Annotated in this window: 13 protein-coding genes and 1 pseudogene; 9 read left to right on the forward strand and 5 right to left on the reverse strand. The window is 70.0% G+C overall.

From position 1 onward, the window contains the following. A partial coding sequence (locus WBP48_RS07210) for a DUF5719 family protein (protein WP_424438226.1) occupies nucleotides 1-1,039 on the forward strand: 1,039 nt, incomplete at its 5' end. 179 nt (nucleotides 1,040-1,218) lie between these two features. Here the strand turns inward: WBP48_RS07210 and WBP48_RS07215 are convergent. Then, on the reverse strand, nucleotides 1,219-1,647 hold the full coding sequence (locus WBP48_RS07215; protein ID WP_424438229.1) for a metallopeptidase family protein: 429 nt from the start codon (nucleotides 1,645-1,647) through the stop codon (nucleotides 1,219-1,221). Nucleotides 1,648-1,835: 188 nt separating this feature from the next. Here WBP48_RS07215 and WBP48_RS07220 point away from each other — a divergent pair, with 188 nt between their 5' ends. The 8 genes from WBP48_RS07220 to hpf all read left to right on the forward strand — a co-directional run bounded on the left by WBP48_RS07220 (nucleotide 1,836) and on the right by hpf (nucleotide 10,291). Next, entirely contained in the window at nucleotides 1,836-2,042 is a 207-nt protein-coding gene (locus WBP48_RS07220; protein ID WP_424438232.1) for a DUF3499 family protein, read from the forward strand. Between the two features lie 229 nt (nucleotides 2,043-2,271). Continuing rightward, nucleotides 2,272-3,732 carry an adenosylhomocysteinase gene (gene ahcY / locus WBP48_RS07225; RefSeq protein ID WP_424438235.1) on the forward strand — a complete coding sequence of 487 codons (1,461 nt, stop codon included), beginning with the start codon at nucleotides 2,272-2,274 and terminating at the stop codon, nucleotides 3,730-3,732. A 129-nt stretch (nucleotides 3,733-3,861) separates the two neighbouring features. Next, the gene (locus WBP48_RS07230; RefSeq protein WP_424438238.1) at nucleotides 3,862-4,509 is read left to right on the forward strand and encodes an MIP/aquaporin family protein; all 648 of its coding nucleotides are present in this window, start codon (nucleotides 3,862-3,864) and stop codon (nucleotides 4,507-4,509) included. 183 nt (nucleotides 4,510-4,692) lie between these two features. Then, on the forward strand, nucleotides 4,693-5,373 hold the full coding sequence (gene mtrA, locus WBP48_RS07235) for an MtrAB system response regulator MtrA (RefSeq protein WP_424438241.1): 681 nt from the start codon (nucleotides 4,693-4,695) through the stop codon (nucleotides 5,371-5,373). Nucleotides 5,374-5,389: 16 nt separating this feature from the next. Then, nucleotides 5,390-7,048, forward strand: a complete 1,659-nt coding sequence (gene mtrB / locus WBP48_RS07240; RefSeq protein WP_424438244.1) for an MtrAB system histidine kinase MtrB — start codon at nucleotides 5,390-5,392, stop codon at nucleotides 7,046-7,048. Next, nucleotides 7,045-8,733, forward strand: coding sequence for an LpqB family beta-propeller domain-containing protein (locus tag WBP48_RS07245; RefSeq protein WP_424438247.1), 1,689 nt, complete (start codon nucleotides 7,045-7,047; stop codon nucleotides 8,731-8,733). Before mtrB ends, WBP48_RS07245 begins: the two co-directional genes overlap by 4 nt. A 113-nt stretch (nucleotides 8,734-8,846) precedes the next feature. After that, nucleotides 8,847-9,524 (forward strand): ComF family protein, encoded by a 678-nt coding sequence (locus WBP48_RS07250; protein WP_424438250.1) that lies wholly within the window; start codon nucleotides 8,847-8,849, stop codon nucleotides 9,522-9,524. A 110-nt stretch (nucleotides 9,525-9,634) separates the two neighbouring features. Then, nucleotides 9,635-10,291 (forward strand): ribosome hibernation-promoting factor, HPF/YfiA family, encoded by a 657-nt coding sequence (gene hpf / locus WBP48_RS07255; protein WP_424438253.1) that lies wholly within the window; start codon nucleotides 9,635-9,637, stop codon nucleotides 10,289-10,291. Nucleotides 10,292-10,467: 176 nt separating this feature from the next. On the opposite strand, the gene WBP48_RS07260 is transcribed toward hpf, so the two are convergent. From WBP48_RS07260 to WBP48_RS07275, 4 genes and pseudogenes are all read right to left on the reverse strand, one after another. Beyond that, nucleotides 10,468-11,685, reverse strand: a complete 1,218-nt coding sequence (locus tag WBP48_RS07260) for an ABC transporter permease (RefSeq protein WP_424438256.1) — start codon at nucleotides 11,683-11,685, stop codon at nucleotides 10,468-10,470. Continuing rightward, the gene (locus WBP48_RS07265; protein WP_424438259.1) at nucleotides 11,682-12,500 is read right to left on the reverse strand and encodes an ABC transporter ATP-binding protein; all 819 of its coding nucleotides are present in this window, start codon (nucleotides 12,498-12,500) and stop codon (nucleotides 11,682-11,684) included. Before WBP48_RS07265 ends, WBP48_RS07260 begins: the two co-directional genes overlap by 4 nt. Then, the gene (locus WBP48_RS07270) at nucleotides 12,497-13,423 is read right to left on the reverse strand and encodes a biotin/lipoyl-binding protein (RefSeq protein ID WP_424438262.1); all 927 of its coding nucleotides are present in this window, start codon (nucleotides 13,421-13,423) and stop codon (nucleotides 12,497-12,499) included. The genes WBP48_RS07265 and WBP48_RS07270 overlap by 4 nt, the downstream gene beginning before the upstream one ends. Before the next feature lie 280 nt (nucleotides 13,424-13,703). Beyond that, nucleotides 13,704-13,998 (reverse strand): annotated as a pseudogene (locus WBP48_RS07275) (hypothetical protein); the annotation flags it as partial.

Genomic DNA, 13,998 nt, shown 5'->3' on the forward strand with positions numbered 1-13,998 from the left:
CCTCGCGGCGGCGGCCTCGGCATCCGTCGACGCGACGGATCTTCGCGGCTTCGCCGCCAGCGCGTGCTCGCGCGCCGCGATGGAGTCGTGGCTCGTGGGCGGTTCTGCGACCACGGGAGCGGCCGACCTCGTCGTGCTCGCGAACCCCGGCGACGTGGCTGCGCAGGTCACCGTCGCCGTGTACGGGGCCACTGGAGCGGTGGTCCCGCCCGCGGGCGCGGACATCGTCGTCGCGGCGGGTACGCAGCGCGTGATCCCGTTGGCGGCGCTCGCGCTCGGCGAGGAGAACCCGATCCTCCAGGTCACGGCGGCGCAGGCCCCCGTGAGCGCGACGCTGCAGGCGAGCATGACACAGGTGCTCGTGCCGAGCGGTCTGGACCAGGTGGGCGCCAGCGCAGTTCCAGCCGCGCAGCTCGTCATCCCCGGCGTGCCAGTGGTCGCCGAGCCCGGCGCGGTCGGCGACAGCGACGTGCTCACCTCGTTGCGCCTGCTGGCTCCATCCGCCGACGCGAACGCCGTGGTGGCGATCATCCGGGACGGTGCCCTCGTCACGGACCCGCAGGTCGTCGTCCTCACCGCAGGCGTGCCTCTCCAGCTCGATCTCGGCGGGCTCGCGACCGGCACATACTCGGTGGTCGTGATCGCGTCGGCCCCCGTGACAGGCGCCGTGCGCGCGACGTCGGCCTTCGGCGCGGGGAACGACTTCGGGTGGTTCGTCGCGGCTCCCGCGGTCACGACCCCGACGCTCGTCGCCGTCGCGGTCGGCGCATCGCCCCTGCTGACCATCGCCTCGACGTCCGACCGGGCGCAGAGCGTCGGTCTCACTGACGATGCCGGAAGCGGCGCGCGAACGGATGTCACGGTCCCGGCGCGCGGCAGCGTCTCGGTTCCTGTCGCCGCGGGCACGGTGTACCGGCTCGAGCCCGCAGCCGACGGCATCCACGCCGCCGTCACCTACGCGTCTGCCGATGCCGTCGCGGGGTATCCGATCGCCGCGAGCGACGCCGCCGCGGCGGCGATCACCGTCTACCCGCGCTGACCGGAGACACCGAGCGCGCGCCGGATATCGACCGCGCGTCAGCTCTTCAGTGGCGCTGCCGCGCCGTGGTGGGCGAGGAAGTCTGCCCGGGCAGGCGAGATTTTCGGGTCGGCTTTTCAGTGGCGCTGCCGCGCCGTGGTGGGCGAGGAAGTCTGCCTCGGGGATGCGAGACTCTCGCGTTAGTAGTGGAAACGGTCGGGTCCGAGATCCCATGGGTCGCGGTCGAGGTACTCGGCGGCGGCGCGGAAGACGCACGCCTCGATCGCCATCCTCCGGTGCAGGTCGTCCTCGCGGTGCAGCTGCGCCAGTCGCTCGATCGGGAGGCGGTACAGCACGATGCGATTCTCGTCGGGCAGCGCGCTCCAGCGCGGAATGCCCTCGTCGTCGGTCGCCGGCGGCATCGAGGCCACCTCGAAGCGCACGTCGCGCAGTTCGGGCCACGCGCCGCGGAGGAACTCCGCGGCCGTGCCGACGGCGAAGTCGAAGCGCTCCTCACGGGTCTCCAGCGGCATCAGCGGAGGGCGGACGACGGGGCTGCGATCCTCGCGCCCGTGGCGCCCGTGGCGGGATGGGCGCGGCGGGGGAGCCTTGACGCGCTTCCTCACCATGCGCCTCAGTCTAGGCGGGCGAGGCAGGGCGCACAGTGGCGGGGTTGCGGCGGATGAGTGTGCGAAAAGCAGGCTGGATCGGCCTTCGTAGCCCTCCGAGGGCTCGTCGCGGTCGATTCAGCCTGCTTTCGGGACGCCGACGGCGCGGCATCCGGCGTCGGACCGGTCCGGTGGCTACCGTGGGGGCGATGCGAACCAGACTGTGCTCGAAGGTGGGCTGCGCCCGCGAGGCCGTGACGACCCTGACCTACGACTACGGCGACCAGATGGCCGCGCTCGGCCCCCTCGGCGGGGCCTCCGACCCGCAGGCGCACGACCTGTGCGCGATCCACACCGACCGGCTCTCGGTGCCCAAGGGCTGGGTCGTAGTGCGCCACGAGACCCTGCGCGTCTGACCCATCCCTCCTCCCCGCGCCGCACCCCCTCCTCCCCGAGCCGCCCCCTCCGCGAGCCGCCATCTTTCGCCCGAGCCGCTATGAAATGACGCGTCGAAACGTAGCGGTTCGGTCGAAACGTAGCGGCTCGGCGAAGGACAGCGGGAGAGGAACAGGAGAAGGAGGAGAGCGAGGGGAAGGAGGGAAAGAGCGGGAGAAGGATCCCCGGGCCACGTGGGAGAATGGGCGGATGCCGACTGCCACCGCATCCACGCACGATTTCGTCGTCGCCGACCTGAGCCTCGCCGCCGCCGGGCGCCACCAGCTGCGCCTCGCCGAGAACGAGATGCCCGGGCTCATGGCGCTGCGCGAGGAGTACGGACCCAGCCAGCCGCTCGCGGGCGCCCGCATCGCGGGCTCGCTGCACATGACCGTGCAGACCGCGGTGCTCATCGAGACCCTCGTCGCGCTCGGCGCGCAGGTGCGCTGGGCCAGCTGCAACATCTTCTCGACGCAGGACGAGGCGGCCGCTGCCGTCGCGGTCGGCCCCACCGGCACGGTCGACGAGCCCGCCGGCATCCCGGTGTTCGCCTTCAAGGGCGAGACGCTGCAGGAGTACTGGCAACTCGCCGACCGCATCTTCGACTGGTCGGTGGAGGGCTTCGACGGCCCGAACCTCATCCTCGACGACGGCGGTGACGCGACGCTGCTCGTCCACAAGGGCGTCGAGTTCGAGCGTGTCGGCGCGGTGCCCGCGGCATCCGACGACGACACGCTCGAGTACCGCATCGTGCTCGACACGCTGCGGGCGAGCCTGGCGCGCGACCCGCAGCGGTTCACGCGGATGGCGAAGGACATCATCGGCGTCACGGAAGAGACGACGACCGGCGTCCATCGCCTGTACGAACTCGCCGCCGTCGGCGCGCTGCTGTTCCCCGCCATCAACGTCAACGACTCCGTCACGAAGAGCAAGTTCGACAACAAGTACGGCATCCGCCACTCGCTGCCCGACGGCCTCAACCGCGGCACCGACGTGCTGATCGGCGGCAAGGTCGCCTATGTCGTCGGCTACGGCGACGTCGGGAAGGGCGCCGCCGAAGCCCTGCGCGGTCAAGGCGCCCGCGTCATCGTCGGTGAGATCGACCCGATCTGCGCGCTGCAGGCGGCGATGGACGGCTTCCAGGTCGCGAAGCTCGATGCGGTGATCGACCAGGTCGACATCCTCATCACCGGCACCGGTAACACTCGCGTCGTCACGGTGGACCAGCTGCAGAATCTCAAGCACCTCGCGATCGTCGGCAACGTCGGTCACTTCGACGACGAGATCGACATCGCGGGGCTCGAGGCGATTCCCGGCATCGAAAAGGTCGAGATCAAGCCGCAGGTGCACGAATATCGGATGCCGAGCGGCCGCAGCATCCTGATCATGAGCGAGGGTCGCCTCATGAACCTCGGGAACGCGACCGGGCACCCCTCATTCGTCATGAGCGCGTCGTTCACGAACCAGGTCCTCGCCCAGATCGAGCTGTACACGAAACCGCAGGAGTACCCCGTCGGGGTCTACGTGCTGCCGAAGATCCTCGACGAGAAGGTCGCCCGGCTCCACCTGGCCGCCCTCGGCGTCGAGCTCACCGAGCTCACCGCCGAGCAGGCCGCCTACATCGGCGTGCCGGTCGAGGGACCTTACAAGCTGGAGCACTACCGCTACTGAAGCCGCTGCGCTGCCGAAGCGTGGCGACCGGTTCCTCGCCGGACCGGCGGAGATCCCCCGGTCGAGGGGACGGTGGACTAACCTGAGGGCTGCCTGGGCATTGCCCCAGCACATCTGAGGAGAGAACTCATGACGGGCACCGTCCGCAATGCCGTCGCCGAACTCGTCGGCACTTTCATCTTCGCCTTCGCCGTGATCGGCGCGGTCAACAGCGGCAGCGACTTGACGCCGCTAGCGATCGGTTTCACGCTCATGATCATGGTCTTCGCCACCGGGCACATCTCGGGCGCGCACCTGAACCCGGCCGTCTCGCTGGCGGCCTTGATCCGCGGTGCGATCAACGTCACGACGTTCGTGTCCTACCTGGTCGCGCAACTGGTCGCGGCTGCGCTCGCCGCCGCGCTCAGCTTCGCGCTGTGGCCGGCTCCGGACGCGCCGTTGGAGATCGAGGTCGGTCCCGCCTTCCTCGTCGAGGCGCTGTGGACGTTCGTGCTCGCCTACGTCGTGCTGAACGTCGCGACGGCCAAGAGCAATGTCAACAACTCGTTCTACGGTCTGGCGATCGGATCCACCGTGTTCGTCGGCGCCGTCGCCGTCGGTGGCATCTCCGGCGGCGGGTTCAACCCCGCCATCTCGCTCGGGCTCGCGATCACCGGCAACTTCGACTTCGCCGCGTACTGGCTGTACTTCATCGCGCCGCTCGTCGGTGGCGCCGTTGCGGCCCTGCTGTTCCGGGCGCTCAACAGCGACGACAAGCTGCCCGCGCTGGAAGGCTGACCGACGGGAGGTGACGGGGGCCTGGGGAATGTCCCAGGCCCCCGTCGCATTCCGCATGTCCGGCGCGATCCCCGACGTGCTCGACACCCGGTCCCTGCACGTCTGACACTCAGGCTCGTCCGATACTGTAGCGGTGCGCCGCACCCACCCGGCCGCACCCACCCGAAGGACCAATCAGGCCAGATGACTTCCCGCATCCTCGTCGTCGACGATGACACCGCGCTCGCCGAGATGATCGGCATCGTGTTGCGCACCGAGGGGTTCGAACCGGTGTTCTGCGCCGACGGCGCCGCCGCCGTCGACGTGTGGCGTGCGCAGCGACCCGACCTCGTGCTGCTCGATCTCATGCTGCCGGGAATGGACGGGATCGAGATCTGCACCCGCATCCGCGGTGAGTCGGGCGTGCCGATCATCATGCTGACCGCGCGGACCGACACCGCCGACGTCGTCCGTGGGCTGGAGTCGGGCGCCGACGACTACATCGTCAAGCCCTTCAACCCGAAAGAGCTCGTCGCCCGCATCCGCACGCGGCTGCGCCCCACCGCCGAACCCGGCAGCGACGATCTGCGCGTCGGCGACATCGTCATCGACGTGGCCGCCCATGAAGTGCGTCGCGGCAGCGAGGTCATCGCCCTGACACCCTTGGAGTTCGAGCTGCTCGTCGCGCTCGCGTCGAAGCCCCAGCAGGTGTTCTCCCGCGAGATGCTGCTGGAGCAGGTGTGGGGCTATCACTACAAGGCCGATACGCGCCTCGTGAACGTGCACGTCCAGCGCCTGCGCGCCAAGGTCGAGATCGACCCCGACAACCCGAGAATCGTCACGACGGTGCGCGGGGTCGGCTATCGCGCCGGCGCGGTGGTGTGACCGGGGAGAGACGACGATGACGGCGAGCGCGCCGACGCTGACGAGCTGGCGGGACTGGCGCGCGTGGCAGCAGCGCGTGCGTCATGCATGGCGTCGCTCGCTGCGGTTCCGCACGCTCGCCATCACGCTCGGCGCGACGGCGCTTGCGATCCTCGTCGCATTCGTGGCGATGGCGCTTGCGATCCAGAACGACCTGTTCGAGTCACGGGTGCAGCAGGTGCAGGAGGCGGTCCAGCGGGCGACCCAGTCGACGCAGCGCACTCTCGATGCCGCGCAGGTCGAAGGGGATGCCGTAGCCTTGCAGACTCTCTACGACAGCGCTGTCGATGCGATGTCGCGCCAGGCCGGCACCGACCTCATCGCCGGATTCCGCGTCTCCGGCTCGGCGTCGACGATCGCCCCCCAGGACGTGCAGCGCGGCCAGATCGCCGACCTCATCACTCCTGGGCTGCGGGCGGCCGTCCAGCAGGACGCGGAACAGCGCTGGTGGCAGTCGATCGCGCTGCCGGCGGACGACGGCGGCGCGGTCCCCGGTGTCGTCATCGGCCAGCAGGTGCTGTTCCCCGAGGTCGGCGCGTACGAGTTCTACTTCGCGTACGACCTCGGCACCGAGCAGCAGACGCTGCAGTTCGTACAGGTGACGCTGTGGCTCGTCGGCGCCGTCCTCGTGCTGCTGATCGCCGCGATCTCGTGGTTCGTGCTGCGCTCGGTGACCGTGCCGATCGCCGAGGCGGCTCAGACCAGTGCCACCCTCGCGGGCGGTGACCTGGGCGTGCGTCTGCCGGTGCGCGGCGAGGACGAGTTCGCGACCCTGGGGCGCTCGTTCAACGCGATGGCCGACAGCATCGAGTCCCAGATCAAGGAACTGGCAGCCCTCTCGCTCGTGCAGCAGCGGTTCGTCTCGGACGTCTCGCACGAACTGCGCACACCCTTGACGACCATCCGACTCGCCAGCGACATGCTCAACGACCAGCGCGAGAGCTTCGATCCCACCACGGCGCGCGCCGCCGAGCTGCTCCATGCCCAGGTGCAGCGCTTCGAGACACTGCTGACCGATCTCCTGGAGATCAGCCGCTACGACGCCGGGTCCGTGCAGCTGGAGCACGAGCCGACGGCCCTCGCCCACCTGGCCGAGGACGTCATCGCCTCGATGCAGCAGCTGGCCGATCAGCACGGGACGGACGTGCGTCTGGTGGCGCCGGGCGGCTACTCGACGGTCGAGATGGACCCGCGCCGGGTGCGCCGCGTCGTGCGCAATCTGCTCGGCAACGCGATCGAGCACGGCGAGGGACGCCCCATCGTCGTCACCGTGGACAGCGATCAGCGCGCCGTCGCGATCGGCGTCCGCGACTACGGCCTCGGAATGAGCGCCGCCGACTCGGAGCGCGTCTTCGACCGTTTCTGGCGCGCCGACCCGTCCCGCAAGCGCACGATCGGCGGCACCGGGCTGGGACTCTCGATCGCCCTCGGCGACGCCCGCCTGCACGGCGGGACGCTCGCGGTATGGAGCGAGCTCGGTCGGGGCACGAACTTCGTGCTGACCCTGCCGCGGAATGGGGATCACGTCGTCGGCTCGTCGCCGATCCCGGTGGATCCCGGCGACGACGGGGTATTGCTGGATGATCTCGGCGTGACGCAGCCGATCGCCGTGTTCGAGAAGGGGGAGCGGCCGTGATCCGTCTGCGTGGCCTGCACTGTGCGACCACGGTCGTCCTGCTCGCGGCCGTCCTCACGGCGTGCGCGGGGCTGCCCACATCGGGCCCCGTCAACGCGGGCGTCCCGATCAGCGACGACGGCACCAGAGGTGACGTGGTGTTCATCCCCAATGAGCCGGTGAAGGATGCCACTCCGCAGCAGATCGTGGAAGGCTTCATCGCGGCGGGCTCCGGCCCCGGAGCGAATGCGAACTGGGCAACGGCGCGGGAGTTTCTCGCACCGGAGTTCCGCGATCAGTGGAAACCCATCGGCGTCACCGTCTACAGCCCGGGCGAGCAGAGCATCGAGGCGGTCGCAGCGGACGAGTTCGTCTTCACCGTGACGCCGGTGGCGACGGTGGATGCGACCGGCGAGCTCTCCACGGCCACCAGCGGCGAGATCCCGCTCGCTTTCACGCTCGCGCAGCAGGGGGACGACCAGTGGCGCATCACGCAGGCGCCCGACGGCATCGTGCTCGACCAGACGCGGTTCGAGGCCGTGTTCAGTGCCTACTCGCTGATGTACTTCGACTCGACGTGGACATATCTCGTCCCCGACGAACGGTGGTTCCCCAGCTCGAACGCTGCGACGAGCATCGCGCAAGAGCTCGTCGACGGCGCCCCGAGCGCATGGCTGGAGGGCGCCGTGGCGACCGCCTTCGGCGACGACGCTCGTCTTGCCCTCGCAGCGGTTCCCGTCGACGCCGACAACGTGGCTCGAGTGAGCCTGGAAGAGGGAGCGCGCGGGCTCGACCAGACCGTGCTCGACCGCATGCAGACCCAGCTGGAGAGAAGTCTCGCGACGGCCGGGATCACGGGCGGCGTGGACATGATGGTCGATTCTCAACTGCTGGCCGCCGAGACCGTCCCGGTGCGTCCCAACGCCGCCGACTCGCGCCCGCTGGTGCGCACGGCGGACTCCTTCGGATTCGCCTCGGGCAGGACGGTGGAGCAGATCCCGGGTCTGTCGGAAGCGATGCTCACGGTCGACGCGGTCGATATCGAGGTCGACTCCGACCGGATGCATGCCGCGGTTCGCGAGACCTCGGGTGCGGTCGTCAGCGTCGGCGCCGACAGAACGGTGCTGCCATTGGACGGCCGCGCAGACCTCGTCGCGCCGTCGATCGATCCGTTCGGATTCGTGTGGACGGTCCCCGCCGCGACCCCCGCCGCGGTGACGGCGTACGGAGAATCCGGTGCCCTGACCGAGATCACCGATGCATGGCCGGGGGCCGCGCAGATCGCCGCGCAGCGTGTCTCGCGCGACGGCACCCGTATCGCGGCCGTCGTCCGTGACAGCGAGGGCTATGCGCTCTGGGTCGCGGGGATCGTCCGCGACCGGGAGCAGAAGCCGATCAGTCTCACCGCACCCAAAGTGCTCGCCACCCTGAGCGGGGTGCCGACGACGCTGACCTGGCTGGATGCCGGCACGCTCGCCGTCCTGTCCGATGACGACGACGAATCGACCCTCTACACGCATGAGATCGGAGCGTTCGGACGCAACCTGCGCGCGCCGGAGGGCGCAACCACCGTCGCCGGCGGCGTCCTCGCCGGAGTGCGCGTGCGCGCATCCGACGGCGACGTGTACGCGCAGCGTGGCGCCAACTGGCAGCACCTGGTCTCCGATGTCGCGGTGCTCGCGGTGCAGCAGGGCACGCCCCGCTGACGCGTTCCCCGCTGACTCTTGCCGCGCTCTCCACAGTCTGGCCCGTGCCCGCGGCATCCACAGATCTGCGTCCGGACCCGCCGCGGGCGCGTCCGCTGCGGCACAGTGGAGGGATGCTGACGATCCCCGATGCGGTGCGCGAGGCGTTCGGCGGCGCGCTGTCGCTGCTGCTGCCGGCGTGGTGCGCGGGGTGCGATGCACCGGATGCCGTGCTGTGCGCCGACTGCCGCGCGGCTCTCGCCGCAGCGGTGCGGGCGGGAAGACCGCCGCGGACACTGTCCTCCGGGATTCGCGTCCACGCCGCCGTCGAGTTCTCCGGCATTCCGGCGCGGGTGATCCGTGCGTTCAAGGAAGAGGGTCGGACCGGCCTTGCGCGCCCGCTGGGCACCGCACTCGCCGTGGCCGTCGGCGCCGCGCTGACGTCGGCGTCCGCCGGTGACGACGTCGTCGTCGTGCCGGTGCCGTCTTCCCGTGCCGCCTTCCGGCGGCGCGGACACCACGTCGCGGAACTCATCGCGCGCCGCGGCGGCCTCGAGGTCGCACGGCTGCTGCGGGTGGATGCCGCCACGGCCGACCAGCGTCTGCTGGGTCGAGGCGAGCGCGCGGCGAACGTCGCGGGAAGCATGCGGGCGCGAGGTGCGCCGGGTGTGCAGGTCATCGTCGTGGACGACGTCGTCACGACCGGCGCGACCCTGCGGGAGGCGGCGCGGGCGCTCGAGGCTGCGGGGGCGACGGTGCGGGGTGCGGCGGCCGTGGCGTCCACCTCGCGCGTATGGAGGGAGGGCGGATAGACACGGCAATTCATGCGTGACACGGGCCCGGCGCCCGGATAGCGTGGGAGAGACCAAGGCGAACTCAGCGTCCGCCCTTGACCGGGCGGACCGGAACAAGGAGGTCAAGGATGGAAACCAGCATCGTCGGCGTCGGAGTGGGAATCTCCGATCGGTTCCGCACTGTCACCGAGGACAAGTCGGCCCGCATCGGCACGCTCGCACCGCGAGCGCAACGCCTCGACGTGAAGGTCACCCACCGCGCCTACCACAACGGCGCTCGCGAAGAGGAGACCGTCGAACTCACCGTCACGGGCAAGGGCCCGCTGGTGCGGGCCGAGGCCACGGATGCCGATAAGTTCGCGGCGCTCGACCTCGCCGTCGACAAGCTCGCCGAGCAGTTGCGGCGCGCGAAGGACAAGCGCGTCGACGCGCGCAACCATCCCCGTGGGCCGAAGCTCGACAAGGGCAGTGGCGCCCTGGCGGGGATCGACGTGCAGCCGGCATCCGCCGACGTCCTGCAGGCTGTCGCGACCGGCGTCATCCCCATCGTTTCGAGTGATGACGACGAGGAGTACACCCCCGTCGTGATCCGCACGAAGCAGTTCGACGCCGAGTGGATGACGGTCGAAGAGGCGGTGGACCGCATGGAGTTGGTCGGGCATGACTTCTTCCTGTTCATCGACGCCCGCAGCGATCGCCCGAGCGTCGTCTACCGTCGCAAGGGATGGGACTACGGCGTCATCTCGCTGACCGCGAGCGCTCCGCCCGAGGCTCTCGCTTCCTGACGGAGCTGCGCGGTGACCCCCGGTGTATCGAGATCACGGCGACCGACGCGGGTTGCGATGGTCTCGATACACCGCGCCCTGACAGGCGCGGCACTCGACCAGCGGGGTGGTGCGGGTGGAGGGATCCGTGGTGCGCCCGCGACGAGCGCAGCGAGGAGCCGAAACGGAGCGGCCGTTCAGAAGCGGAGGGCGTCGATGACCTTCGCGCGGACTGCCGCGAGCGCCGGGAGGAAGCCGGCGACGGCGCCGATCCCGACTGCCGCGACCATCGCCACGAGGGCTGCCCGAAGGGGAAACGGCGGCGCGTCCTGCAGCGCCGGAAGCACGCCGAACGCCGTCAGCGCGCGCATCACGACGATCGCGAGGATGATGCCGACGACCCCCGCGACGGCGGTCGCCACGACGTTCTCCAGCAGCACGGTCATGAAGATGCGGCCGCTCGTCGCGCCGAAGCTGCGCCTGACGCCGATCTCGCGGATGCGCTGGCGCATGGCCACGAGCTGGATGTTGACGAGCCCGAGACCGCCGAGCAGCAGCACGAGCCCGGCGATCAGTCCCGTGATGAGTTCGAACATCTGCACCGACTGCTCCATGTCGGGCCGCGACCCCCAGTCCGCACGAGAGACGGCGACGTCCACGTTCGCTCCGGCCGCGGCCCGCAGCTGCGCCGCGAGTTCCGGGCCGATCTGTGCGACCTCATCCGGCGAGGCCCAGATCTCCCAGTTGAGGGAGTCATTCGGGCCGACACCGCCGGTGCGCTGGACGTACGTGTCGGTGAGCAGCGTGATCGACTTCTGCGTGTCGCCCTGGCCCTGGGCGGGAGTCACGCCGACGATCCGATACGTCCCCTCGAGCGGACCCACGAGCCGGAGCGTCGGATGGGTGCCGGGCGATGGTGAGCCCAGAGCCCGCCACAGCGCCTCTGTCACGATCACCGGCGGCGTGAGCATCTCGGCATCCGCCGCGGTGAACCACCGGCCCGCCAGCAGCGACGTGCGGTGGATCAGCGCGTAGTCCACGTCCGCGAGCGAAACCATGACGGGCCGAACGAAGTCGCTGGTCTGCAGCGACCCGGGCGTCGAGAGTTGATCGTTGCGGCGCGTGACGTGCTCGAAGCCGAAGCGGTCGGCCGCTGCCCGCACGTCGGCGTCGAACGCCGTCCAGTCCATCGCACCCCCGTCGGTGCGGTACGCGCTGATCGAGATCGTCGCCGCGCGGCCACCGTACCGGTCGGACTGCTCGATCGTGGTCTGCCGTATGACGTCGCCGAGCGTCAGCACGGCGGCAATGGCGGCGACCGACACGGCGATGCCGATGAGGCTCAGCATCACTCGCAGCTTGTGGTGCCGCAACTCCGCCCACGCTTCGCTGAGCGAACCGATGACGGCGCTCATGCGTGTGTCCTCGAAACGGCGTCGACGGATGCCGTGGCGGGTTCGACGGATGCCGGTGTCGCTGCTGTCGTCAATGCCGCCGTCACGGCGCCGAGCGCGGTCGTGCGCGAGGCGGCGTCCAGGTCGACCGGGTTCAGCACGCCCTCATCGAGCCGGTAGTGCCGCCGCGCCCTCGCCGCCACGTGGAGGTCGTGCGTGATCGTCACGAGGGCTGCCTCCGTCTCGCTCGCGACGTCGTCGAGGAGCGCCATGACGGCGGCTCCCGTGTCGAGGTCGAGGGCGCCGGTCGGTTCGTCGGCCAGGATCAGCGCCGGACGTCGCACGAGTGCACGGGCGATCGCGACGCGCTGCTGCTCGCCGCCCGAGAGCTGTTCCGGCGGCGACTCCAGACGGTGGCCGAGGCCGACGCGGTCGAGCATCTCTTCGGCCAGGCGCCGACGGTGCCAGAACTGTCGACCCGAGGCGTAGCCGAGGGGCATCGCCACGTTGTCGACGGCGCTGCGTCCCGGCAGCAGGTGGAACTGCTGGAAGACGAACCCTACTTCGCGGCCGCGCAGTCGGTCGAGAGCGCCGCGACGCATGCGCGTACGTCCGGCGGCGACCGGCTTCTCGCGGAACACGACGTCGCCGGAGGAGGGCAGATCGAGCATGCCGAGGATGTTCAGCAGCGTGGACTTTCCCGATCCGCTGCGTCCCACGATTGCGACGTGGTCGCCGGCCACGACCGCAAGGTCCACGCCCCGCAGAATGTCGAGGCGGCTGTCGTCGGGCAGTGTCACGTGCCGCGTGACGCCGCGCAGTTCGACGAGGGTCACCAGCTGACCCCGGGGTCTTCGCAGACCTGCCCGCCCATGCCGTCGGGATAACACATCGGCTCGGTGTCAGCGGCGAGGCCGGGGACGTACTGGCGGATCGTCTCACCCTCCTCCAGACCCTCCGTCACCTGCACCAGGGTCCCGTCGGTGACCCCGAGTTTCACTGCGCGCTCGGTCGCGGTGCCGTCGGCATCCACCCACACGATGCCCGTTCCGGACCCGCCCTTGACGGCCGTCGTAGGGATCACCAGGGCGTCGGCGGCGGACCCTACCTGCACCGCGAGCGTCGCCTTCAATCCCGCGAACACCTGCTGGTCGCCGGGCACCGTGCACACGACACTCGTGCTGCCGTCCTCGGCGACCTCGACGTTCAGACCGGTGCAGGTGAACGGCGCAGGTCCCCCCTGGATCGTCACCTGCCCCTCGGTCGGAGCGCCCACGAGGCGGTACAGCAGTACCGGGTCCACCGTCCCGACGAGGTGATAGCGAGCCGGAGTGAGCTGCGCGACCTCCATGCCGATCGAGACCGGTTGCCCTTTGACGAACTCGAAGGACGTGAGGTCGCCGTTCTCCGGCGCCGTCACGTCGATGTGCTTCACCGGGTCGGTCTGCTTCACCGTGAACAGGACCTGTCCCGCGGTCACCGCCTGCCCCTGAGCGACCGCGATGTTGGTGATGATGCCGTCGATCTGCGAGCGCACCGTGACGGCGTCGTCGCGGGCGATCGTGCTGTCCACCTGGAGTTCGTCGGTGATGCTGCCCCGCTCGACCGTTACGACCGGCGTCGTGACCTCGCCACCCGGAGTCGGGGCGGACGCCTGCGCCTCATCGGGGAAGAACGCGATCTTCACGAGTGCGGCGGCGATCGCCCCGCAAACGACCAGCATGAGGATCGGAAAGATCCAGCGGCGCCATACGATCATGAGCATCCTCGGTGTCGGGGGGACGATACGCGTCCAACCTACCGAGTATTCGCATACTGGGAAAGCAATTCAGGGTGCGGTCCGGGACGATTCGTCCGCGGCATCCCGGTGTCGCTCGACGGTCGCCGGGTTGCAAATGGTCGCTACGAGCCGATGAATGCGACCACCTGCGACCCCACGAGGGGGCGAACGCCTTGCGGGCAGACCCCCGGAGTCGCAAATGGTCGCTACGAGCCGATGAATGCGACCACCTGCGACCCGCCAAGCACGGACCGCCGAGTCAGTCGAAGATGCCGTCGAGGATCGAGCCGATGACCAGGCCCCCGAGAATGCCGCCCATGACATCGCCGCCGCCACCGCGCCGACCGCCCTGACCGCCGGGCCGGTTCCACCCGTCGCCGCCATCCCCACCCCCAGGACGCGAGGAGTCGATGTCGCGCTGCGCGAGCTGCAGCGCTTCGGCCGCCAGCTGCCCGCAGCGCCGGGCATCCGCGAGGGTCTGCTCGCGGTCGTCTTCGGGGATGCGCCCGCCCGAGGCGGCCGACAGGTCGAGCCGGATGCGCTCGGCTTCCGCG

Source organism: Microbacterium sp. (assembly GCF_049661145.1).
GTDB lineage: Bacteria > Actinomycetota > Actinomycetes > Actinomycetales > Microbacteriaceae > Microbacterium.